The organism is Jejuia sp. G7-7 (assembly GCF_055808955.1).
In genome coordinates this window covers 1,306,159-1,330,278 of record NZ_JBVVSZ010000001.1, presented here as the reverse complement: position 1 = coordinate 1,330,278, position 24,120 = coordinate 1,306,159, and the positions used below count along the sequence as shown (strand labels likewise).

16 protein-coding genes, 3 tRNA genes, 2 rRNA genes and 6 pseudogenes are annotated in these 24,120 nt (G+C 35.4%); 14 read left to right on the top strand and 13 right to left on the bottom strand.

What is annotated here, in order from left to right:
• Nucleotides 1-283 precede the first annotated feature (283 nt).
• A complete protein-coding gene (locus tag AC0L5U_RS06565) occupies nucleotides 284-2,551 on the top strand; it encodes an aconitate hydratase (RefSeq protein WP_473415369.1) in 2,268 nt (755 codons plus the stop codon).
• Between the two features lie 284 nt (nucleotides 2,552-2,835).
• Here the strand turns inward: AC0L5U_RS06565 and AC0L5U_RS06560 are convergent, their stop codons facing one another.
• Nucleotides 2,836-3,357, bottom strand: a complete 522-nt coding sequence (locus tag AC0L5U_RS06560; RefSeq protein ID WP_473415368.1) for a WapI family immunity protein — start codon at nucleotides 3,355-3,357, stop codon at nucleotides 2,836-2,838.
• 184 nt (nucleotides 3,358-3,541) lie between these two features.
• Here AC0L5U_RS06560 and mazG point away from each other — a divergent pair, with 184 nt between their 5' ends.
• From mazG to AC0L5U_RS06530, 6 genes are all read left to right on the top strand, one after another.
• Nucleotides 3,542-4,321, top strand: a complete 780-nt coding sequence (gene mazG, locus AC0L5U_RS06555) for a nucleoside triphosphate pyrophosphohydrolase (protein ID WP_473415365.1) — start codon at nucleotides 3,542-3,544, stop codon at nucleotides 4,319-4,321.
• Between the two features lie 106 nt (nucleotides 4,322-4,427).
• The gene (locus AC0L5U_RS06550) at nucleotides 4,428-5,114 is read left to right on the top strand and encodes an NAD(P)-binding protein (RefSeq protein WP_473415363.1); all 687 of its coding nucleotides are present in this window, start codon (nucleotides 4,428-4,430) and stop codon (nucleotides 5,112-5,114) included.
• Between the two features lie 52 nt (nucleotides 5,115-5,166).
• Nucleotides 5,167-5,994, top strand: coding sequence for a hypothetical protein (locus AC0L5U_RS06545; RefSeq protein WP_473415361.1), 828 nt, complete (start codon nucleotides 5,167-5,169; stop codon nucleotides 5,992-5,994).
• Complete coding sequence (locus AC0L5U_RS06540; protein WP_473415360.1) at nucleotides 5,981-6,196, top strand: hypothetical protein; 216 nt, start codon at nucleotides 5,981-5,983, stop codon at nucleotides 6,194-6,196. The genes AC0L5U_RS06545 and AC0L5U_RS06540 overlap by 14 nt, the downstream gene beginning before the upstream one ends.
• Before the next feature lie 51 nt (nucleotides 6,197-6,247).
• The gene (locus tag AC0L5U_RS06535) at nucleotides 6,248-6,556 is read left to right on the top strand and encodes a phospholipid carrier-dependent glycosyltransferase (RefSeq protein WP_473415359.1); all 309 of its coding nucleotides are present in this window, start codon (nucleotides 6,248-6,250) and stop codon (nucleotides 6,554-6,556) included.
• 17 nt (nucleotides 6,557-6,573) lie between these two features.
• The gene (locus tag AC0L5U_RS06530) at nucleotides 6,574-7,458 is read left to right on the top strand and encodes a hypothetical protein (protein ID WP_473415358.1); all 885 of its coding nucleotides are present in this window, start codon (nucleotides 6,574-6,576) and stop codon (nucleotides 7,456-7,458) included.
• A gap of 15 nt (nucleotides 7,459-7,473) precedes the next feature.
• Here the strand turns inward: AC0L5U_RS06530 and AC0L5U_RS06525 are convergent, their stop codons facing one another.
• The 7 genes and pseudogenes from AC0L5U_RS06525 to AC0L5U_RS06495 all read right to left on the bottom strand — a co-directional run bounded on the left by AC0L5U_RS06525 (nucleotide 7,474) and on the right by AC0L5U_RS06495 (nucleotide 12,338).
• Entirely contained in the window at nucleotides 7,474-7,689 is a 216-nt protein-coding gene (locus tag AC0L5U_RS06525; RefSeq protein WP_473415356.1) for a hypothetical protein, read from the bottom strand.
• A 44-nt stretch (nucleotides 7,690-7,733) separates the two neighbouring features.
• Complete coding sequence (locus AC0L5U_RS06520) at nucleotides 7,734-8,300, bottom strand: lycopene cyclase family protein (protein WP_473415353.1); 567 nt, start codon at nucleotides 8,298-8,300, stop codon at nucleotides 7,734-7,736.
• Between the two features lie 43 nt (nucleotides 8,301-8,343).
• Nucleotides 8,344-8,613, bottom strand: a complete 270-nt coding sequence (locus tag AC0L5U_RS06515; protein WP_473415351.1) for a hypothetical protein — start codon at nucleotides 8,611-8,613, stop codon at nucleotides 8,344-8,346.
• 6 nt (nucleotides 8,614-8,619) lie between these two features.
• Nucleotides 8,620-9,073: pseudogene (locus AC0L5U_RS06510) on the bottom strand (sterol desaturase family protein).
• A gap of 10 nt (nucleotides 9,074-9,083) precedes the next feature.
• A complete protein-coding gene (locus AC0L5U_RS06505) occupies nucleotides 9,084-9,923 on the bottom strand; it encodes a phytoene/squalene synthase family protein (protein WP_473415348.1) in 840 nt (279 codons plus the stop codon).
• Between the two features lie 4 nt (nucleotides 9,924-9,927).
• A pseudogene (locus AC0L5U_RS06500) lies at nucleotides 9,928-11,390 on the bottom strand (phytoene desaturase family protein).
• Nucleotides 11,391-11,435: 45 nt separating this feature from the next.
• Nucleotides 11,436-12,338 carry a MerR family transcriptional regulator gene (locus tag AC0L5U_RS06495; protein ID WP_473415347.1) on the bottom strand — a complete coding sequence of 301 codons (903 nt, stop codon included), beginning with the start codon at nucleotides 12,336-12,338 and terminating at the stop codon, nucleotides 11,436-11,438.
• A 312-nt stretch (nucleotides 12,339-12,650) separates the two neighbouring features.
• Here AC0L5U_RS06495 and AC0L5U_RS06490 point away from each other — a divergent pair.
• The 3 genes and pseudogenes from AC0L5U_RS06490 to AC0L5U_RS06480 all read left to right on the top strand — a co-directional run.
• Nucleotides 12,651-12,770, top strand: a pseudogene (locus AC0L5U_RS06490) (hypothetical protein); the annotation flags it as partial.
• A 21-nt stretch (nucleotides 12,771-12,791) separates the two neighbouring features.
• Nucleotides 12,792-13,049 (top strand): hypothetical protein, encoded by a 258-nt coding sequence (locus tag AC0L5U_RS06485; protein ID WP_473415345.1) that lies wholly within the window; start codon nucleotides 12,792-12,794, stop codon nucleotides 13,047-13,049.
• A gap of 22 nt (nucleotides 13,050-13,071) precedes the next feature.
• Nucleotides 13,072-14,805 (top strand): tetratricopeptide repeat protein, encoded by a 1,734-nt coding sequence (locus tag AC0L5U_RS06480; RefSeq protein WP_473415343.1) that lies wholly within the window; start codon nucleotides 13,072-13,074, stop codon nucleotides 14,803-14,805.
• Between the two features lie 47 nt (nucleotides 14,806-14,852).
• Here AC0L5U_RS06480 and AC0L5U_RS06475 read toward each other — a convergent pair.
• From AC0L5U_RS06475 to thrS, 5 genes and pseudogenes are all read right to left on the bottom strand, one after another.
• Nucleotides 14,853-14,938 (bottom strand) — tRNA-Leu (locus AC0L5U_RS06475).
• Nucleotides 14,939-15,105: 167 nt separating this feature from the next.
• Nucleotides 15,106-15,449, bottom strand: a pseudogene (rplT, locus tag AC0L5U_RS06470) (50S ribosomal protein L20).
• A 100-nt stretch (nucleotides 15,450-15,549) separates the two neighbouring features.
• Nucleotides 15,550-15,747 (bottom strand): 50S ribosomal protein L35, encoded by a 198-nt coding sequence (gene rpmI, locus AC0L5U_RS06465; RefSeq protein ID WP_045468309.1) that lies wholly within the window; start codon nucleotides 15,745-15,747, stop codon nucleotides 15,550-15,552.
• Nucleotides 15,748-15,794: 47 nt separating this feature from the next.
• Nucleotides 15,795-16,336, bottom strand: a pseudogene (gene infC, locus AC0L5U_RS06460) (translation initiation factor IF-3).
• A gap of 35 nt (nucleotides 16,337-16,371) precedes the next feature.
• A pseudogene (gene thrS / locus AC0L5U_RS06455) lies at nucleotides 16,372-18,307 on the bottom strand (threonine--tRNA ligase).
• A gap of 888 nt (nucleotides 18,308-19,195) precedes the next feature.
• On the opposite strand from thrS, the gene AC0L5U_RS06450 reads away from it, so the two are divergent.
• From AC0L5U_RS06450 to AC0L5U_RS06435, 4 genes are all read left to right on the top strand, one after another.
• Nucleotides 19,196-20,717, top strand: a 16S ribosomal RNA gene (locus tag AC0L5U_RS06450).
• Nucleotides 20,718-20,806: 89 nt separating this feature from the next.
• Nucleotides 20,807-20,880, top strand: a tRNA-Ile gene (locus tag AC0L5U_RS06445).
• Nucleotides 20,881-20,962: 82 nt separating this feature from the next.
• A tRNA-Ala gene (locus AC0L5U_RS06440) sits at nucleotides 20,963-21,036 on the top strand.
• Between the two features lie 248 nt (nucleotides 21,037-21,284).
• Nucleotides 21,285-24,111, top strand: a 23S ribosomal RNA gene (locus AC0L5U_RS06435).
• Together the 16S and 23S rRNA genes with 2 tRNA genes alongside form the textbook arrangement of a ribosomal RNA operon.
• Nucleotides 24,112-24,120: the final 9 nt, after the last annotated feature.

Below are 24,120 nucleotides of genomic sequence, written 5' to 3'. Positions count from 1 at the left end.
ATTGCAACTGGTTTTAAATTATTAGGAATCATTTTAGCAATTATAAAATTACTTGTCATCTATAAAAAAAGTAGTTTAATTATTGTAGTTTTATTAAATACTTGATTTATTTTCATTTTATAGAGTGAAATACTATTAAAAACGCAATCATTTGGTTTAATAATGATGCTATAATAATTAGGTATAAATACTTCTTTTTATCCTGACTTTCTTTTTAAATCTTTACATTAATTTCGTAATTTGCAAGACTGAAATAAATAACTAAAAACTTAAAATTTTATATATGGCATTTGACATCAATATGATTAAAGGTGTGTACACCAAAATGGCAGATCGCGTAGATAAAGCACGTGAGATTGTAGGTAAACCATTAACACTATCTGAAAAGATATTATATTCTCATCTTTGGGATGGTGCACCTACAGAGGCATTTACAAGAGGAAAGGACTATGTAGATTTTGCACCAGACAGAATTGCATGTCAAGATGCAACAGCTCAAATGGCATTATTACAGTTTATGCAAGCAGGTAAAGATAAAGTTGCTGTACCTACTACGGTACATTGCGATCACTTAATCCAAGCTAAAGAAGGTGCTGCAACAGATTTAAAACATGCAAATAATGTAAGTAGTGAGGTTTTTAATTTTTTAGAATCTGTTTCAAATAAATACGGTATCGGTTTCTGGAAACCAGGAGCAGGTATTATTCACCAAGTAGTATTAGAAAATTATGCATTCCCTGGAGGAATGATGATTGGTACCGATTCACATACTGTTAACGCAGGTGGATTAGGCATGGTTGCTATTGGAGTTGGTGGTGCTGATGCAGTTGATGTTATGGCTGGTATGGTTTGGGAATTAAAGTTTCCAAAACTAATCGGTGTGAAGTTAACTGGAAAATTGTCTGGATGGACAGCACCAAAAGATGTAATTCTTAAAGTTGCTGAAATTCTAACTGTAAAAGGGGGAACTGGAGCTATTGTTGAGTATTTCGGACCTGGAGCAACATCAATGTCTTGTACAGGAAAAGGAACCATTTGTAACATGGGTGCAGAAATAGGTGCAACTACATCTACGTTTGGATATGATGAATCTATGGAACGTTATTTACGCGCTACAGATAGAGCTGATGTTGCCGATGCTGCTAACGGAGTAAAACAACACTTAACTGCTGATGCAGAAGTATATGCAAATCCAGAACAATATTTCGATCAAGTAATAGAAATCAATTTATCAGAGTTGGGACCATTATTAAACGGTCCTTTTACGCCAGATTTATCTACAGAAGTAGGTTCTGCAATGACTGAAAAAGCAACTTCTAACGAGTGGCCTTTAAAAGTAGAGTGGGGATTAATCGGTTCATGTACAAATTCATCTTATGAGGATTTATCAAGAGCATCATCTATTGCACAACAAGCTTTAGATAAAGGTTTAAAAATGAAAGCTGAATTGGGTATCAACCCAGGTTCTGAGCAAGTACGCTTCACAGCAGAACGCGATGGCATCCTTGGAATTTTTGAAAACCTAGACGCTAAAATATTTACCAATGCATGTGGGCCATGTATTGGACAATGGGCAAGATATTCAGACCCTAAAAATGCCCCAAAAAACAGCATTGTACATTCTTTTAATAGAAACTTTGCGAAGCGTGCCGATGGAAATCCAAACACACACGCATTCGTAGCTTCTCCAGAATTAACAGCGGCTATTGCTGTTGCTGGACGTTTAGACTTTAATCCATTAACTGATAAGTTAATTAATGAGGATGGACAAGAAGTGATGTTCGATGAGCCAACAGGGTGGGAATTACCACCAAAAGGTTTCGCAGTAGATGATAACGGATATTTAGCACCAGAAGCAGATGGTAGTCATGTGCAAGTTTCAGTAAAAGACGATTCAGAACGTTTACAATTACTAACACCTTTCCAACCAATTGGAGGAGCAATTAATGGTGCAAAACTATTAATCAAAGCATTTGGAAAATGTACTACCGATCATATTTCTATGGCAGGTCCTTGGTTGCGTTTCAGAGGGCATCTAGATAATATTGCAAATAATACCTTAATTGGAGCTGTAAATGCATTTGGCAAGAAAACTAATTTTGTTAAAAACCAATTAACAGGTGAGTATGGAGGTGTTCCAGATACAGCTAGAGCTTATAAAGCAGCAGGTGTCAAGTCAATTGTTGTGGGAGATCATAACTATGGTGAAGGTTCCTCAAGAGAGCATGCTGCAATGCAACCCCGTCATTTAGGTGTTGCTGCGGTTATTGTAAAATCGTTTGCTCGTATCCACGAAACAAACCTTAAAAAACAAGGGATGTTAGGCTTAACTTTTGCTAATGAAAGCGATTACGATTTAATCCAAGAAAATGATACATTCAATTTCACAGATTTAAATGAATTCGCTCCAGGAAAACAATTAACATTAGAAGCCGTTCATGAAGATGGATCAACAGACACCATCAAATTGAATCATACCTACAACGATGCACAAATCGCATGGTATAACGAGGGTTCTGCACTTAATTTGATTAAGAAGCAAAACGCTTAAATTTCAAGCACATATATTTAAAAATCCAGTCTATAAAGGCTGGATTTTTTAGTTTATAATAATAATAATTTTTGGGCGTTACCCTAAAGGGTCGGGCTTTACGTTACAAGTCCTCGGTCGTACCTCCCTATGGGCTTTTTACTGCAATCCCTAACGCAGATATCTACTAGCTTTGTTTTTAAAACAAAAGTCGTTTTTTTTGAAAAAGTTCGTTTAACGTGTTCGTGTATGATTTCGTTGTGGAATCTTCCGCAGGATTATTCCGCTTAAGAAATCAGTACAATTTATAATTTAAACTTTGATTTAACTCTCTGCCACAATGAATTATACACGTTGTTGGCTCCTGTGCTTTTTTCATTTATTCTTCCGTAAACTTTGTATTCCGACGTTATTTTTGCTAATTGTCCGATAATTACAGGCAATTCTGTCTGGTCAAATTCAAGCTCACAATTCAATTCATTTCCAGTTCCTGCATAGTCCATTATTCGGCAAGTGGTATTCAAGTGTCCAATTCCGTCGCCTTGCACAAGTATTGTAACTTGACCTTCAATTCCCTCAAAAATTGCTCTTCGGTTCAGGTTTTCGTGGAGATATTTCAGTTCTGTTTTGAAAATATCAAAATCCCACGACATTAGGTCTGCATTAAACTCTCCTGAAAATGCTCCGCACGTAACAGAAACATTACAATTCAAGGAATTTCGGTCCCAATCCAAATCTCCATTAGGGAAATTTTGTTTCAGGACTTCAATTCGGATGAAGTCTGTTCCATCTTTTATTTCAAAATATGTTTCAGATACGTCTGTCATTTCGCATTGGTGCCAATGTTTTTACGGATATGCGTCGTTTTAATGACTTATATCCGACGTTAAACGAAGTTATCATTTTTTTCTGACAAAATCAAGTTATAGATTATATTGGCAAGAGTCAATTATTAACCAAATTACTCCCCATCCAAAACATCAAAATCGTATTTTTGAAAAAATTCCAAAAATGAACTCCAGACAAGACAAACTCAAAGCTTTTGATAGATTATTAACCATTATGGATGAGTTGCGCGAGCAATGTCCGTGGGATAAAAAGCAAACTATGGAAACCTTACGCCATTTAACCATAGAAGAAACTTACGAACTTGGAGATGCTATTTTGGATAAGGATTTAGAAGAGGTTAAAAAAGAGTTAGGAGATGTGTTATTACACATTGTATTTTATGCTAAAATAGGTAGTGAAACTGGTAATTTTGACATCGCCGATGTGTGCAATAGCATTAGTGAAAAACTAATTAACAGACACCCACACATTTACAGCGACGTAAAAGTAGAAAACCAAGAGGATGTTAAACGTAATTGGGAAAACTTAAAACTTAAAGAAGGTAAAACGAGTGTTTTGGAAGGCGTTCCAAAAAGCTTGCCAGCCTTAGTAAAAGCGAATAGAATACAAGAAAAAGTAGCTGGTGTAGGTTTTGATTGGGAAGCACCCAATCAAGTTTGGGAAAAAGTAGAGGAGGAGCTAAATGAGTTTAAAGTTGAAGTGCAATCTGGTAACCCAGATAAGATGGAAAGCGAATTTGGAGATGTGATATTTTCTATGGTAAACTACGCGCGCTTTTTAAACATTAACCCAGAAAACGCTTTAGAACGCACCAATAAAAAATTCTCTAAACGTTTCCAGTATCTGGAAAGTAAAGCCAAAAGTTTAAATAAGCCACTTAAAGACATGACTCTTACAGAAATGGATGTGTTTTGGGAGGAAGCGAAGCTACTGCAAAAATAAGTAATTAGAAAATCTGTGATTTTCAAATACTAAAATTTTGAAGAAGCAAAAACATTATAACTATATTGCAAAATATTCATGAAAATATGTCCAATACCAACGTTAAATGAGTAAATATGCTATAGTAATAGGCGCAGGTCCTGCTGGATTAACTGCCGCGTATGAACTTATTACAAAAACGGATATCATACCTATTGTCTTAGAAAAGTCTGATAAAATAGGAGGTATTTCTAGAACCGAAGAATATAAAGGCAATAGAATAGATATTGGTGGACATCGCTTTTTTTCTAAGTCTGATGTCGTAATGAACTGGTGGCGTAATATATTACCAGTTCAAGGCTTTCCTTCTAGAGATGATATTAGCCCTAGAACTGGACAAATAAAGAAAAGTATTTCTAATAGGTTAACCAAAGGTGGACCAAACCCAGAAAAGGTAGATAGAGTTATGTTAATTCGCTCTAGATTATCCAGAATTTTCTTTTTACGCAAATTTTTTGATTATCCAATAACTATAAATTGGCAGACATTATCCTCGTTAGGGTTTACTAAACTTGTGAAAATAGGTTGGACTTATATTCAAATAAGATTATTTCCAATTAAAGACATAGAAAATTTGGAGCAGTTCTTTATCAGTAGATTTGGTAAAGAATTATACGAAACTTTTTTTAAAGATTACACCGAGAAAGTTTGGGGTGTACCTTGTACTGATATAGATGCTAATTGGGGTGCTCAACGCATAAAAAAATTATCTATCTCCAGAACGCTAATTCATTTTTTAAATCTCTTTTTTTAAGACTAAATCGGTCGATCAAAAAAATGTTGATACAAGTTTAATTGAGCAATTTATGTATCCCAAACTAGGTCCGGGTCAAATGTGGGAAACAGTAGCGAAAATAGTAACAGAAAAAGGCGGAAAGATTATTATGAACGCTGATGTAATTCTGATTGAATCGCATGATGGTATAATAGAAAGTGTTTCTTATAAAGATAAAGTCACAGGAGAAGTTCAAAATGCTAAGGGAGATTACTTCTTTTCAACCATGCCAGTAAAACATTTGATAAGAAGTATGGGAAGTAAAGTTTCTAACACTATAAAAGATGTCGCTGAAGGATTAGTGTATCGAGATTTTATAACTGTTGGGTTACTGCTTAAAAATCTTAAAATTGGTACTAAAGAAAACCCTATAAAGGATAATTGGATTTATATACAAGAAAAAGAAGTTAAGATTGGGAGACTACAAATATTCAATAATTGGTCACCTTATATGGTTTCAGATAATGATAATATTTGGATTGGATTAGAATATTTCTCTAATGTTGGCGACGAATTATGGAGTATGAGTAGTGAAGAATTTATAAAGTTTGCAATTGATGAATTGGTGTTAATTGATATTATTGAAAAAGAAGATGTTCTAGATAGTACTGTTATAAAAATGCCAAAGGCTTACCCTGCTTATTTTGGGACGTATTCACAGTTTAATACCATTAGAGAATTTACGGATAAAATTCCTAATTTATTTTTAATTGGAAGAAACGGAATGCATAAATACAATAACCAAGATCATTCGATGTTAACCGCAATAACTGCTGTTAGAAATATTATAAATAATGTGGTATCTAAAAACAATATTTGGGAAGTTAATTTAGAAAAAGATTATCATGAAGAAAAATAGTGTTCACTATTTGCTTTTTAATCCTTTCGCAATTGGCGTATTTCTTTTTGCTGTTTTAGTTTTTATTTCGACTTCGCCATATTTATTATATGACGAAATACTTTGGAGTTATATTGGAAGGATTTGGAATGAGAATGACTTTGTACCTTATGCAGATTCGGTAGAAAATAAACCTCCAGGTATTTTTTTCTGTACAAATTAAATCAGTTTTTTTTAATGGTAATATAATTTGTATTAGACTTTTAGGTGCTATTTGCATTATGTTGTCTTCCTATCTTATTTATCTTATAGGGAAACTATTAAAAGGTTTTTTTGCGGCATATTGAGTATGTCTATTTTTGGATTGATGATGTGTTGGTATGTTGTTGATGGATGGTCTCTGGCGCACACAGAAACATTCATGGTTTTCTTTGCCATTTCAGCATTTTATACCTTCATAAAGTATAAGGAATCAAAATCTTCAAAATTGCTTCTTTTTAGTACTGGTGTTTTATTAGGATGCGCCTTACTTTTTAAACAAATTGCAATAACCACAACATTCGTTTTTTTCTTTTCGTATTGATAGAGAATAGAGCCACTTTGAAATCAAGATTGATTAATAGTTTACTATTAGTTTTTGGAATACTATTGATTAACTTAATAGTGATTTTAGTGTTATATTTTAATGGAGTATCTCTAAAACAATATATTGAAGGGACATGGTTAATTCTATTAAATTCAGGTTCTAGAGGAACGGGGATATCTTTTTATATTAAAGGTTTTGTTGAAACTTTTTTTAAGTCAAGGTTTTTAATGCTATATCCAATATTAATATTGGTTTATCTAAAAAGAGAACTATTTAAAAATAAAATATATGCCTTGGTGTTAGTATGGTTTTTAATAGATTTTGTAGGAGGAGTTTTGTCTGGAAATTTTTATGGACACCAGCTAAAACAAATGTTACCATCAATAGCAATTATAATTGGTATAGTGTTGAGTAATTACAAATTACATGGTAAAGTTAATTTGATAAAAAATGTATCAAATTTGAAATTTTTAGTAATTGTAATGTTATGGTTTTTTCCTTATAGGCAAGTGCTTAAAGTTGGTAAACTATTATCGGAAAATAAAAGTATTGAATATAAAACTGCTGCAAAGTGGATTCAAAACAACTCATCTAAACAAGATTATATATATTTATTTGGTGCTGATTACAGTTTAATTTCAACATTATTGTATTCTGAACGAGTGTCTTCTAGCAAGTACTTTAATTTGATATTTGTAAATAAAAAAGAAGAACGTAATCAGATATTTGAAGAACTAACGGCAAAACCTCCAAAATATATTTTAGAATATAAAGGAGATATTAGTATTAAAGAAATTTATGGCAACTCAATCCACCACTATTTTTTAGAAAATTATAGTTTCATAAATAATTTTGGAGAAATTATAATTTATAGAAGAAATGAAATGAAAGAGTTTTAGATAATAATACCATGATTAGATTGTCTTGAAAAACGCTCTAATAAAACTCCACGAAAATAAAGACTTCATAATTTTAAACTCTTCAAACAAGCTAGATTCTTCATCTAAAAAGCGAAGCATAGTTTTAATGTTATTTTTATCATAAAACTGCTGAAAAAGCCATTCACCTTTTTTGTTTTCATCTTTTAAAACTTTTAAAAATACTTTGTCGTAGAATTTATATCTATTCAAGAACAGGTTATTTGATGGTGTTCTTTTAGATTTTATATTATTAATTATTCTAGCAACTTTTTTTCGGTATGTTTAAAAGAGTAACCAGTTGAAGGCTTTACCCAACCACCACCAGTACCAATTTTAGTGCTGTTTTTGGTATTAAAACTATCAAAAGGAAAAGTTGTCATTGGTATTTCTCCCATTTCAGAATCAATTATCTTGTAATGGTCAATTTTTAAATAATCTTTAATATAAGTTTCAATGTAAGTGTCATAAACTGATTCATCTACAGTAGTTTCTGTAAAATAGGTAAACTCTACTAAAGCTTCTGTTTTAGAAAATGGCAAAACATATGTGAAGGTAGTTTGATCTCTGTCTTTTAAACGATAATCCATCATAGTGACAGTATTGACATCAAAAACGCCTGTTTCAGTTTCTATAATAACACCTTTAAAATGCTGAATGATGTTTATATTTTTGTTCGAATTATAAAATTCGTCTGGCACGCGACTATCAAATACATGATGTGTTTTATAAGTGTTGTTATGGGTATTAATAAAAGTTTCATCTTCATCTATAACCGATATTACTTCATCAATTATAAAATGAATGTTGCTGTGTTTGCTCAATTCAGTTTTAGCAAACTCATAGAAATCTATTGCTCTTATTGATTTATAATAATAAGGGGAGAGATTTAAATTTATAGTTTTTTTGAAGTATAGATTTTAGCAAAACTCCATTTTTTATGAGTAATAGCGTCCCATTTAGAAGGCGAAAGTTCCCAAAAACTCCAAGTTTTATCGTTGGAGCTTTTTTTGAAGGATCAATTAATGCAATATGTTTATCATTAAAGAAATCATCCGTAGCCATTTGTAAAGCCAATTGTAAACCAGCTAAGCCATTGCCTATGATGATGTAATTAAAACTGTTACGACTCGCCATGTCGCTTTATTGTTTTTTAAAATATTTAAACGGCACAAATAGCATCCCAAAGCATTCGCCATCATCTTTACCTAAATGTTTATGGTGTATTTTGTGCGCACGTCTTACACCTTTTGCGTACCAGTTATTTGCATTTCTAAACAGTTTAAAACGTTGGTGTATAAAAATGTCATGTACCAAAAAATAAGATAAGCCGTATGCAAAAATGCCTAAGCCAATTGGTAATCCTGCCCAAAAACTAGTGTTCTTCCATAAAAGAAAACATGCGATACTTACTATGGCGTAAAAAATAAAAAAGGCATCGTTTCGTTCAAACCAACTATCATGATCTTTATGGTGATGGTCTTTGTGTAAACTCCACAAAAAACCGTGCATTATGTATTTATGAGTAAACCATGCCATAAATTCCATACCACAATAAGTTCCTAAAGAAAATAAGTATCCAAAATAGTGTGTGCATCACTTAAAATTTACATTAAATTTAATTGATATTTTACATAACTACGCATTAAAAGCTCAATTTTTTTTGGGTTTGAAACTCTAATGCGTGTGTCTTTTATTTTTAATGCTGGTGTTTTCTTTAGTTTTTTCAAAAGTTGACTGTAATATCGATATGCCATAAAAACTCCGAACTTGGCTTCTATAGGTAATTTTTTAATACCACTTAAACCTTTTTCAAAGTCACTTTCAATATCATCAATAATTCTCTGTTTTGAAGCTTCATCTAAATTATTCAAGTCAACATTAGGAAAATAACTTCTATTTAATTCATTAAAATCGGCTTTGATATCACGTAAAAAGTTCACTTTCTGGAATGCAGAACCTAGTGACATGGCTGTGTCTTTTAATTCATCATATTTTTGTTGATCTCCATTAACAAAAACTTTTAAACACATTAAACCAACAACATCAGCAGAACCATAAATATAAGCTTTGTATTCCTCATCTGTAAGGTAAGCTGTTTTATGTAGATCTAAGCGCATGCTACTCATAAAGGCATCTACCAAGCTTTTGTCTATAGCATATTTGTGATAAGTGTGTTGAAATGAATTTAGAATAGGGTTAAGACTGATTTTATGTTTTAAAGCCTTTTCTAAATCTTTTTCAAAATTTTCAAAAAGTTCTTTTTTGTCATAATCATGAAAGGAGTCTACAATTTCGTCGGCAAACCTAACAAAACCATAAATATTGTATATATGCATTCTTATAGAATTCGATAGCATTTTGGTTGCCAAAGAAAAAGATGTGCTATACGTTTTGGTAACTACTTTGCTACAATTATAAGAAACGGTATCAAAAATTGCTTTCATACTATTAACTATTGTGTTTTATTACTAAATCTGAAACTAATTTTCCAGAAATTAATGAAGGTGGTACACCAGGCCCAGGAACTGTTAATTGTCCTGTAAAATATAGCTGTTTTACTTTTTTGCTTTTTAATTTTGGTCTCAAAAAAGCGGTTTGTAGTAGTGTATTTGCCATTCCGTATGCATTTCCTTTATATGAATTATAATCTTTTATAAAATCCTTCAAACAGAAGGATTCTTTAAATATAACATGATTTTTTACTTTTTGAGATGTCAATGATTCAAAACGATCAATAATTTTATTGAAATAGAGCTCTCTTAGTTCTGGCGTATCTTGAATTCCTGGAGCAAGTGGAATTAAAAAATTCCAGCTTCTTTTCCTTTGGGTGCTGAACTATCATCTGTTTTACTTGGGAAACTTGCATAAAACAAAGGGTTTTCGGGCCATTTTGGGTTGTCATAAATAGCTTCAGCATGCACATCAAAATCTACATCGAAGAATAAAGTGTGATGATTTACATTTTTCAATTTTTTATCAAAGCCAATATAGAAGAGTAGTGAGGAAGGTGCGAATGTTTTTTTAGTCCAATAGGTTTCGGAATATTGTCTGTAAGTAATATCTAAAAGTGTTTCGGTATGATGATAATCAGCACCACTTACGATAACATCGGAATTGTAATTTTTTCCGTTTGAAGTTAAACTGACAGCAACTCCATTTTCGACATTTATTTTTTCGATAGGTGCATTTGTTTTGATTTTAACTCCTAATTCCTTAGCCATGGACTCCATGGCAAGAATTACTTGATACATACCTTTTTTTGGATGGAAGGTTCCTAATCCAAAATCAGCATAATTCATGAAGCTATAGAACGAAGGTGTATCACTAGGCTTTGCGCCTAAAAACAATACTGGGAATTCTAAAATCTTTGCTAGTCTATCATTTTTAAAATCTTTTCTAACATCTTTTTTTATGTTGCTAAAAAACTGATTTACTTTCTTAATTGTTTTAGTAGTAATAAGTTCTAGGGGAGAAACCCCAGGGTTGTATACTAAATCTTTTATGGCAATATCATAGTTGCTTTTGGCATCATCCATAAACTTTTGAAGTTTATTAGAACTTCCTTTTTCTTCTGCTTCAAAAGTAGATTTAATTTTGTCTAAAGTATCGCCTATGGTAATGTAATCGTCTTTTTCAAAGTAAACACTATAGGCAGGATTAAGTTTTTCTAACGTGTAATAATCAGAAGGTTTTTTGTTGAAATCTCCAAAGAATTTTTCAAATACATCTGGCATCCAATACCACGTAGGCCCAATATCAAAAGTAAAGCCTTCTTTTTTTAATTGTCTTGCACGACCACCAATGGTCGCGTTTTTTTCGAATACTGTAACGTCATAACCAGCCTGAGCTAAGTAACATGATGTAGCTAGTGAGGAGAACCCAGAGCCGATTATTGAAACTGTTTTTTTCATATTGTTTAACAAATATAATTAAAAGTTAAACAAAATAAAATATTTTTATAAATCTTTAACTAAGTTTTCGATAGAATCGTAAGTTTTTACACTATTTGGAAGTTTTAAATCTTTGTCTAATGAAGCTAGTTTAGGGCCAAGTAGAAGAAGGTTTGTTTTGTCGTCATTCAGTAGTAATTCGTCAAACTCCTTGATGTAAGTTGGGATTTGTTTTACTTCAGGACTAACTGTAAAGTAGGATATGAATGTAATCTCACTAAAAAATTCTAAAACACTAATTAAACTATCCATAGGAACACTTTCTCCTAGAAATATGGTGTGATAACCTTTACTTCTCAACTGGTAGTTTATAAATAGTAATCCAATATCATGTACTTCGTTATCAGGTAAATACAAAATAAAAGTTTTAGAAACAGGTTTAGGTTCTAAACTTTGTAGACGCTCTATATTTAAAAGTATTTTTTGTTTTATATGAGACGTTAAAAAATGTTCATGTGCAGGAGTAATTGTATCAGTTTGCCATAGGAGACCTATTTCATTTAAAAGGGGTAAAAACACATTGTAAAAAATATCATTAAATGTATTATTCTCTATTAAATTATTATAAGTGTTGTAAAATAAAACTTGATCAAAATTTAACATTGAAAGTTTGAAAGCATTTATTGCATGGTCTTCAACTTTTACTCTAGAAGCTATTTCACGAACTTTGATAGGTATTTCTTCCTCAGTTAGATTAGCTATTTTAGATATTTTATAGCCATTGTTATTCAAAAAAGATATATTTAATAACTTCTGTAAGCTACTTAAACTGTAATTCCTTATGTTAGTATCGCTTCTATTGGGTTGCAATAAGCTATAGCGTTTCTCCCATATTCTTATGGTGTGCGCCTTTATACCAGTTAGATTTTCTAAGTCCTTAATACTAAAATTAATCTGAATATTGTTCATTAAAAATTAATTATCGTTAAACAAAATTACGAATATCAAATTAAATATAAGAAAGATAAGAGCTTTATTTTTTTAAATGTGAGTAATACTATCGAAAAATACAATCAAAAACCAACATTTTTCTGAACTTTTAAAGAAGTTTATCATATTGTTTTAATAAGACTGAAACTTTGCTTGCAACACTAATATTTTTTATTTTTGATAAGGTTTATATCTTCTTGTTATTTACTCATAAGCAATTATTTTATGCGCTACTTTTTTTAGTTTTTTTAAGTTTTATTTTTTTCATGTAATAAAAATAAGGCGAATTATATAGATGTAATTCCAGAAAATAATGATGTTTTTACTTCAACTCAATTAATCCCTGATAATTCTTTTTTAGGAGACGATGCTTGTAAATCTTGTCATAAAGAAGAGTTTAAAGATTGGAAGGGGTCTCATCATGATAAAGCAATGCAAATAGCTTCAGATTCAACAATTTTAGGGGATTTTAATGAAGCTAGCTTCAAAAGTCAAAATATTACGTCTAGGTTTTTCAAAAAAGATGACAGTTATTATGTTAATACAGAGGGTAGAGATGGAAAATATCATGACTATAAAATTGAGTACACCTTTGGGATAACACCATTACAACAGTATATTGTAAAATTTCCTGATGGCCATTACCAATGCTTAAGAACCGCTTGGGATACGGAGAAAAAAATGGTTTGATTTATATCCAGATTTTAAAGTAGTGCATTCAGAATGGTTACATTGGTCTAGAGGCGGTTTAAACTGGAATAATATGTGTGCCGACTGCCACTCTACAAATGTTAGGAAGAATTATGATTTAAGTAAGCATGGCTATGATACTAAATATGCACTTATAAACGTTAGTTGTGAAGCGTGTCACGGCCCAGGTAAAACACATGTAGAACAAGTAAATTTTGAAGGTGTAAAATACCAACCTTCGGGTGATTTAAAAATGACGATTGATACACACCCGAAAGATTTGGTAGACCAATGTGCTAGATGCCATGTAAGACGTGAACAGATTTCAGGACACTTTAATTTTGAAGGGAGTTTTTTAGATCACTATTACCCTCAATTACTAGCCAATAATTTGTATTATCCTGATGGTCAGATATTGGATGAAGTATATGTTTATGGCTCATTTCTACAAAGTAAAATGTATCAGAATAATGTAACCTGTACTAATTGCCATAACCCTCATTCACTAAAACTCAGGTTTGAAGGAAATCAACTTTGTACCCAGTGTCACGATATTAAAAAGTATGACAAACCGTCTCATCATTTTCATGCTATGGATTCTGAAGGTGCAAAATGTATTAATTGTCATATGACAGGGAAATTTTATATGGGAAATGATTATCGTCGAGACCATAGCTTCAGGATACCGAGGCCTGATTTAAGTTTAAAATATGGTACACCAAATGCTTGCATACAATGCCATACAAATAAAGATGATAAATGGGCATGGGAACAATATCAAAAAACTTATGGTAGACCAAAATCAAAACATTTTTCTGAATTATTAGCTCCCGGATTAACTGAAGACCCACATGGGTTTGAAAAATTATTAGAATTATCTAAGGATACAATTTACCCGGAAATTGCAAGAGCTTCAGCTGTAAGATCCATAAGTAGTTACGCAACTCAAGAATCCATTAACGAGTTATTGAGTTTTTTAAATGATGAATCACCATTGGTTAGAGGTGCTACAGTTGATGCTTTAAATGATTTAGAGATAACTGATTATGTAAACTCTTTTTTACCTCTTCTTAAAGATCAAAAGCGAGCGGTAAGAGTAAAAGCATTTTTGGCGATTGCTTCTTTAAATGAAATGCAAATTCCAGAGGAATACAAAGAGGTATACAAAAAAGTAAAAAAAGAATTCAATACTCATTTAAAAGTTACTGCCGACTTTAGTGGAGGCAGGGCAAAAAAAGCAGCTTTTTATTTAAAAAAAGGAGATTTGCTAGGTGCTATTAAGTGGTACGAAAAAGCTTTAGAAATTGATGGTCTTAACAATATGATTAGAACTAATTTGGCAAATCTATACTACAGAAATAATGATGCTGAAAAGGCTGAACAAGCTTTTAAAACTATTATAGATCAAGAACCAGGGTTTGCACAAACCTACTATTCCTATGCTTTGTTATTGGCTGAGTTAAATAGAACTGAAGAAGCTATTAAACAAATGCATTTGGCTATTAAGTATATGCCAAATAACATCAGGTTTTATTATAATTTAAGTTTGTTATATGATAAAACCAGTAATCTTAAAAAAGCTGAAGAAATAGCAGTAAAGGGACTGAAAATAGATACTAACAATGAAAGTTTGTTATATGTCTTGGCTTATGTCTATCAAAAAGGAGGTGAAATTAATAAAGCTAAAAACATTAGTTCTAGACTAGTAGAATTGTCCCCTAATAATACGCAATACCGTACTTTTACAACCAACTAAACGCTTTAAATTAAGTAATAACAAAGTGTTGTTTTAAGAGTAAGTAGTGCACACGAGAAGATTCGAACTTCCACATCCTAAAACGGATACTGGCCCCTCAAGCCAGCGCGTCTACCAATTCCGCCACGTGTGCCTTTTTTGAAGTCCACCGCTTGTAGTAACTTCAATTGAGTGAGCAAATATAATTAATTTCAAGATTTGTAAAGCATATAAAACAACTTTATAAAACAAAAAAATCCGATTCAAACGAATCGGATTTTTTATTAAGCGAATAATATGTTTTACAATAGGCTAAGCGCCTTATTTTACTTTATCAACTACAGCTTTAAAAGCTGCTGGGTTATTCATAGCTAAATCGGCTAAAACCTTACGGTTTAATTCGATATTATTAGCTTTTAATGCACCCATAAATTGAGAATAAGATAAACCATGTTCTCTGGCTCCAGCGTTAATACGCGTGATCCATAAAGCACGGAATGTTCTTTTCTTATTTCTACGGTCTCTGTACGAGTATTGCATCGCTTTATCAACCGCATTTTTTGCTACTGTCCAAACGTTTTTACGACGTCCAAAGTAACCTTTTGCTTGTTTAAGAACCTTTTTCTTCTGGCTCTTTTTGCTACAGAATTTACTGATCTTGGCATAATTTTAATTGTTTTTTGTAGTAGGCGGTTAATAAATCAACACTTTTAATTTTGCCTAACTCCAGGGTTTATAAATTGTTTTAACCGATTAAAACGAATATTACTTTAAACGTAACATTGTTTTAATGTTATCCTCATCAGATTTGTGTACTAAACCATCATGAGTTAACTTAAGCTTACGCTTTTTTGACTTCTTTGTTAAGATGTGACTCTTAAAAGCGTGCTTTCTTTTAATTTTACCAGTACCTGTAAGCTTAAAACGCTTTTTAGCACTAGATTTTGTTTTCATTTTAGGCATTTTCTTCTCCTAGTTTTAATTATTTCGCTTAATTATTTTGAATGTTATTACTTTTTAGGAGCAATAAACATTGTCATTCTTTTTCCTTCAAGTCTTGGCATTTGTTCAACTTTACCAAACTCTTCTAAATCTTGAGCAAGACGTAATAATAAAATTTGACCTTGCTCCTTAAATATGATGGAACGTCCTTTAAAAACACAAAAGCTTTCAGTTTTGCACCTTCTTTTAAGAACTTTTCAGCATGCTTCTTTTTAAATTCGTAATCATGATCGTCAGTATTCGGACCAAAACGAATTTCTTTAACAACAACTTTAGTAGCTTTTGCTTTTAAAGCTTTGTCACGTTTCTTTTGTTCGTAAAGAAACTTTTTATAATCCATAACCTTACAAACAGGCGGATCTGCATTTGGAGAAATTTCTACAAGATCTAACTCTTGTTCGTTAGCTATTCTCATAGCGTCTCCTTTGGTATAAATACCAATTTCTACGTTATCTCCAACCAGACGTAATTTTTGTGCTGTAATTTTGGAGTTAATCTTATGCTTATCCTCTTGTACAACCCTTCTATTGGGTTGCCTTCTTCTTCTAATTGCTATGGCTATCTATTTTTTAATTAAACTTTTATTTAGAACGATTTTAACGTTTTACTAATATCCTCTTTTATAATTTTGGCGAACTCATCAATGGAAATCATTCCTAAATCTTCGCCACCATGCTTTCGCACAGTAATTTTATTTTCTTTCTCCTCTTGCTCTCCAATGATAAGCATATAGGGATGTTTCTGCATTTCAGCTTCACGAATCTTCTTTCCTATCGTCTCACTTCTGTGATCTGCAAGGGCGCGAATTTCGTCATTTTCAAGCAAATTTAAAACTTTTTCGGAGTATTTTTCATATTTCTCACTCAGAGATAATATTTTAGCCTGAATTGGCATTAACCAAATAGGGAAGTTTCCTCCAGTATGTTCCAATAATAATGCCACAAAACGCTCCATACTTCCAAAGGGTGCACGATGAATCATAATAGGGCGGTGTAACTCGTTATCACTACCTTTATACGTTAATTCAAAACGTTCTGGTAAGTTGTAATCTACTTGTATTGTTCCCAATTGCCAGCGTCTTCCTAGAGCATCTTTCACCATAAAATCTAACTTCGGCCCGTAAAAAGCAGCCTCGCCAGTTTCAATTACATAATCCAGACCTTTATCTTCCGCAGCATTGATAATAGCTTGTTCAGCTTTTTCCCAATTTGCAACATCACCAATATATTTGTCGGGATTTTCAGGATCTCTTACAGAAACTTGAGCCGTAAAATTCTCAAAACCTAATGATCCAAACACATACAAAACAAGATCAATGACGTTTTTAAACTCTTCATCCAATTGCTCCGGCATACAAAACAAATGCGCATCATCTTGCGTAAAACCTCTTACTCGAGTTAAACCATGTAGCTCTCCACTTTGCTCATACCTATATACAGTTCCAAATTCAGCATAGCGTTTTGGCAAATCCTTATAACTCCATTGTGCACTTTTGTATATTTCACAATGGTGTGGACAATTCATTGGTTTCAACAAAAACTCCTCATCTTCCTTTGGGTGTTTTAATAGGCTGAAAACTATCTTCGCCGTACTTGGCATAATGTCCAGAAGTCACATAAAGATCTTTTTGTCCAATATGTGGAGAAATTACCATTTCATACCCTGCTTTTTTCTGTGCAGCTTTCAAGAAATTTTCTAAACGCTCACGTAAAGCGGCGCCTTTAGGTAGCCATAAAGGCAAGCCTTGTCCTACCTTTTGCGAAAACGTAAAAAGCTCCAATTCTTTACCTAATTTTCTGTGGTCACGTTTTTTAGCTTCCTCCAGCATTGCTAAATACTCAGTAAGCTCTTTTTGTTTTGGGAAAGAAATACCATAAACACGGGTTAACTGTGGTTTAGTTTCATCACCACGCCAATAAGCACCAGCAACACTTAAAACTTTAACCGCTTTTATAATTCCGGTGTTAGGAATATGTCCACCTCGACACAAATCTGTAAAGGAGCTATGATCACAAAACGTAATCGTACCATCCTCTAGATTTTCAATCAATTCCGTCTTAAACTCATTACCTTTATATAAGGATAACGCATCAGCTTTAGAAACCGCTCTCAAATTAAAATCATGTTTTCCACGGGCAATCTCCAACATTTTGGTTTCAATAGTTTTAAAATCCTTTTCAGAAACTACAGCATCACCAAAATCAACATCATAATAAAACCCGTTCTCAATAGCTGGACCTATAGTCAATTTGGCTTCCGGATACAATTCCTCAATAGCCTGTGCTAAAACGTGTGCCGAAGAATGCCAAAACGCTTTCTTTCCATCATCATCTCTCCAAGTATATAAAACCAACGAGCCATCGGTAGTCAAAGGCGTAACAGTTTCAATAGTAGTACCGTTAAAATTAGCCGAAATCACATTTCTAGCAAAACCCTCGCTAATGCTTTTTGCAACATCCATAGGGGTAACGTTCTCCTCAAACGTCTTCACAGTCCCATCGGGCAAAGTAATATGTATCATAAATCAAATTAAAATCAAGCTGCAAAGATAATAGTATAAACAAACCCACACAATATATATATAAGTATAATTTTTAATTGGTTACTCCCTATAGGGTCTAGCTATCCGCTTCAAGTCTTCGCACGTCGTTTGTCATGCTGTGGGCTTTCCACTACTATTCCTAGCGTGTGCAATTTTATAAAAACTATTTTCAATATAAGTTCAGCGATTATCTATATTATTACATAATAGAGAGTAGTGCATCAAGTCAAAATGAACATAAAGTTTTTTTAGGTACATATATTAAGGAATAAGTTAAACCATCAAGATATCATTGTGCCTTGGCGCCTTGGTGTGAGCAAAAAAGCAGGGCAACTTTTGTCACCCCACTACCGTTAGTGAGCTCTAGACCATAAAATCGAGTCTAATATATCCACAGACTCTCATAATACTCCACTAAGGTTCAGTATTGTTAATAAAAGTTTTCTCTATAAATAACAGAAAAAGAGGGAGTTAAAAGCGTGTTTAAAAAAAGATAAAAAAAAGGCAAAAAAAGTCATTGTGGAACTAAAAAAGGATAGTATGTTTGCAGCCGCTAAAAACAGCAGTAAAGTTGAAAAGCGAAGTTCTTATAAAATACGATTTAGATTAAAGAAAAGGAGTTAAGATTTTTTTTCAAAAAAAAGATTTAAAAGTATTGTGGGAATAAAAAAAGGGTTTTATATTTGCACCCGCTTAACGAGGAAACGAGTTAAGAAAAGAGAGAAATAAGTTCATAAACATATTGAATTGACAGCGTAAGATTTTAATTGGAAACGATAAAAATCAACAAAGAGAATAGACCATTTTGAGTACTAGAGATTCTAATTAGTTGTTAAGCAAATAAGTCATATAAGACTTAAAAATTTAACGATGAAGAGTTTGATCCTGGCTCAGGATGAACGCTAGCGGCAGGCCTAACACATGCAAGTCGAGGGGTAACATAGAGTGCTTGCATTCTGATGACGACCGGCGCACGGGTGCGTAACGCGTATACAATCTACCTTTTGCTGAGGAATAGCCCAGAGAAATTTGGATTAATGCCTCATAGTATGCAGAGTTCTCATGAACATTGTATTAAAGGTTACGGCAAAAGATGAGTATGCGTCCTATTAGCTAGATGGTAAGGTAACGGCTTACCATGGCAACGATAGGTAGGGGCCCTGAGAGGGGGATCCCCCACACTCGGTACTGAGACACGGACCAGACTCCTACGGGAGGCAGCAGTGAGGAATATTGGACAATGGAGGCAACTCTGATCCAGCCATGCCGCGTGCAGGAAGACTGCCCTATGGGTTGTAAACTGCTTTTATACAGGAAGAAACATTACTACGTGTAGTAACTTGACGGTACTGTAAGAATAAGGATCGGCTAACTCCGTGCCAGCAGCCGCGGTAATACGGAGGATCCAAGCGTTATCCGGAATCATTGGGTTTAAAGGGTCCGTAGGTGGATAATTAAGTCAGAGGTGAAAGTTTGCGGCTCAACCGTAAAATTGCCTTTGATACTGGTTATCTTGAATCATTATGAAGTGGTTAGAATATGTAGTGTAGCGGTGAAATGCATAGATATTACATAGAATACCAATTGCGAAGGCAGATCACTAATAATGTATTGACAGCTGATGGACGAAAGCGTAGGTAGCGAACGGGATTAGATACCCCGGTAGTCTACGCCGTAAACGATGGATACTAGCTGTTGGGCTTCGGCTCAGTGGCTAAGCGAAAGTGATAAGTATCCCACCTGGGGAGTACGTTCGCAAGAATGAAACTCAAAGGAATTGACGGGGGCCCGCACAAGCGGTGGAGCATGTGGTTTAATTCGATGATACGCGAGGAACCTTACCAGGGCTTAAATGTAGATTGACAGGTTTAGAGATAGACTTTTCTTCGGACAATTTACAAGGTGCTGCATGGTTGTCGTCAGCTCGTGCCGTGAGGTGTCAGGTTAAGTCCTATAACGAGCGCAACCCCTGTTGTTAGTTGCCAGCATGTAAAGATGGGAACTCTAGCAAGACTGCCAGTGCAAACTGTGAGGAAGGTGGGGATGACGTCAAATCATCACGGCCCTTACGTCCTGGGCTACACACGTGCTACAATGGTAGGGACAGAGAGCAGCCACTTCGCGAGAAGGAGCGAATCTATAAACCCTATCACAGTTCGGATCGGAGTCTGCAACTCGACTCCGTGAAGCTGGAATCGCTAGTAATCGGATATCAGCCATGATCCGGTGAATACGTTCCCGGGCCTTGTACACACCGCCCGTCAAGCCATGGAAGCTGGGAGTGCCTGAAGTCCGTCACCGTAAGGAGCGGCCTAGGGTAAAATCGGTAACTAGGGCTAAGTCGTAACAAGGTAGCCGTACCGGAAGGTGCGGCTGGAACACCTCCTTTCTAGAGAAAGACGACTGATTAAGTATCTATAACTATTATGAAAAATAGTTTATTCTCATTGCTGTTAATTTAAAATAAAGATTTAGTAGAGTCTCATAGCTCAGCTGGTTAGAGCGCTACACTGATAATGTAGAGGTCGGCAGTTCGAGTCTGCCTGAGACTACTATACTAAATACAGGAAATTTTAGAAGTTGAGTTGAAATCAACAATCGTTAATCGAGATTCAGCAATCTGAAATCGACAACGGGGGATTAGCTCAGCTGGCTAGAGCGCCTGCCTTGCACGCAGGAGGTCATCGGTTCGACTCCGATATTCTCCACGAATCAGTAACCAGTCACGGTTAACAGTTAGCAGTTTTGCTGTTAACTCAATACTGAGACTGCCAACTGAAGAAAGTTCATTGACATATTGAAAAAAGATACATGAAAATAGATTAGACATAGTTTAATTTATTAAAGTAATAATTAGGATTAATTAGAATCACCACGAGCGATATCTAATTAATCATATTATAGATATCAAATCGTTTTGGTATTTATAATAAACTCATTAAAAAAGCAAAAAGTACAATAAGCTACAAAAGAGCGTATGGGGAATGCCTAGGCTCTCAGAGGCGATGAAGGACGTGATAAGCTGCGAAAAGCTGCGGGGATTGGCACATACGAATTGATCCGCAGATATCCGAATGGGGCAACCCACTATATTGAAGATATAGTATCCGCAAGGAGGCGAACCCGGAGAACTGAAACATCTAAGTACCCGGAGGAGAAGAAAACAAAAGTGATTCCGTAAGTAGCGGCGAGCGAACGCGGATTAGCCCAAACCAATGTTGTTACGGCAATATTGGGGTTGTAGGACCACGATATTCAAATTAAGATGAATTAGAACTGTTTGGAAAGACAGACCATAGAGGGTGATAGTCCCGTAAAGGTAAATCTTATGGCGATAGTGGTATCCTGAGTAGTGCGGGGCACGTGAAACCCTGTGTGAATTTGGCGGGACCATCCGTTAAGGCTAAATACTCCTGAGAGACCGATAGTGAACTAGTACCGTGAGGGAAAGGTGAAAAGAACCCTGAATAAGGGAGTGAAATAGAACCTGAAACCATACGCTTACAAGCGGTCGGAGCGGCGCAAGCTGTGACGGCGTGCCTTTTGCATAATGAGCCTACGAGTTACCGTTGCTAGCAAGGTTAAGCACTTCAGGTGCGGATCCGTAGCGAAAGCGAGTCTGAATAGGGCGCTTTAGTTAGTAGTGGTAGACGCGAAACCGTGTGATCTACCCATGGGCAGGTTGAAGCTGTAGTAACATACAGGTGGAGGACCGAACCGGTTGACGTTGAAAAGTCTTCGGATGACCTGTGGGTAGGGGTGAAAGGCCAATCAAACTCGGAAATAGCTCGTACTCCCCGAAATGCATTTAGGTGCAGCGTTGATTTATAGTTTTATAGAGGTAGAGCTACTGATTGGATGCGGGGGCTTCACCGCCTACCAATTCCTGACAAACTCCGAATGCTATAAAATGTTAATCAGCAGTGAGGGCATGGGTGCTAAGGTCCATGTCCGAGAGGGAAAGAACCCAGACCATCAGCTAAGGTCCCAAAATATATGTTAAGTTGAAAAAACGCGGTGGAACTGCTTTGACAGCTAGGATGTTGGCTTGGAAGCAGCCATTCATTTAAAGAGTGCGTAACAGCTCACTAGTCGAGCGGTTCTGCATGGATAATAATCGGGCATAAACATATTACCGAAGCTATGGGATAGAAATATCGGTAGGGGAGCATTGTAGTGTCGTCGAAGGTGTGTTGTGAGACATGCTGGAGAAGCTACAAAAGAAAATGTAGGCATAAGTAACGATAATGCGGGCGAGAAACCCGCACTCCGAAAGACTAAGGTTTCCTCAGCTATGCTAATCAGCTGAGGGTTAGTCGGGACCTAACGCGAACCCGAAAGGGGTAGTGGATGGCCAACAGGTTAATATTCCTGTACCCGCTCTCATTAAAAGTGACGGAGGCGAATATTTGGTGCGTACTGACGGAATAGTACGTTGAAGCGAGTAGTAATACCGCGATAGTACACTAAGGCTTCGGCTGCGGTGATAATCCAGAGAATCGACTTCCAAGAAAAGCAAGAGAAGCGGCCCGTACCCTAAACCGACACAGGTAGTTGGGATGAGAATTCTAAGGAGCTCGAGAGATTCATGGCTAAGGAACTAGGCAAAATAGACTCGTAACTTCGGGAGAAGAGTCGCCACCCTTTGGGGTGGCCGCGGTTGAAAAGGTCCAGGCGACTGTTTATCAAAAACACAGGGCTATGCTAAATTGAAAGATGACGTATATGGCCTGACACCTGCCCGGTGCTGGAAGGTTAAGTGGAGGGTTTAGAAGTTTACTTCGAAGATCTTAAATGAAGCCCCAGTAAACGGCGGCCGTAACTATAACGGTCCTAAGGTAGCGAAATTCCTTGTCGGGTAAGTTCCGACCTGCACGAATGGTGCAACGATCTGGACACTGCCTCAGCCATGAGCTCGGTGAAATTGTAGTATCGGTGAAGATGCCGATTACCCGCTGTGGGACGAAAAGACCCCGTGCACCTTTACTATAGCTTAGTATTGGTTTTGGATAAGTAATGTGTAGGATAGGTGGGAGACTTTGAAGTGGCGTCGCTAGGCGTTGTGGAGTCATTGTTGAAATACCACCCTTTGCTTATCTAGAGTCTAACCTTCTTCTGAAGGGACAGTGCTTGGTGGGTAGTTTGACTGGGGTGGTCGCCTCCAAAAGAGTAACGGAGGCTTCTAAAGGTTCCCTCAGCACGCTTGGTAACCGTGCGTAGAGTGCAATGGCATAAGGGAGCTTGACTGAGAGACCTACAAGTCGATCAGGTACGAAAGTAGAGCATAGTGATCCGGTGGTTCCGCATGGAAGGGCCATCGCTCAAAGGATAAAAGGTACGCCGGGGATAACAGGCTGATCTCCCCCAAGAGCTCATATCGACGGGGGGTTTGGCACCTCGATGTCGGCTCGTCACATCCTGGGGCTGGAGAAGGTCCCAAGGGTTGGGCTGTTCGCCCATTAAAGTGGCACGCGAGCTGGGTTCAGAACGTCGTGAGACAGTTCGGTCTCTATCTACAGCGGGCGTTAGAAATTTGAGTGGATCTGACTCTAGTACGAGAGGACCGAGTTGGACGAACCTCTGGTGCATCTGTTGTCACGCCAGCGGCATTGCAGAGTAGCTACGTTCGGAAGGGATAAGCGCTGAAAGCATATAAGCGCGAAACCCACCACAAGATGAGATTTCTTTAAAGGGTCGTGGAAGATGACCACGTTGATAGGCTATAGGTGTAAAGGCAGTAATGTCATAGCCAAGTAGTACTAATAACCCATAGGCTTATTGTACGCCTGTTT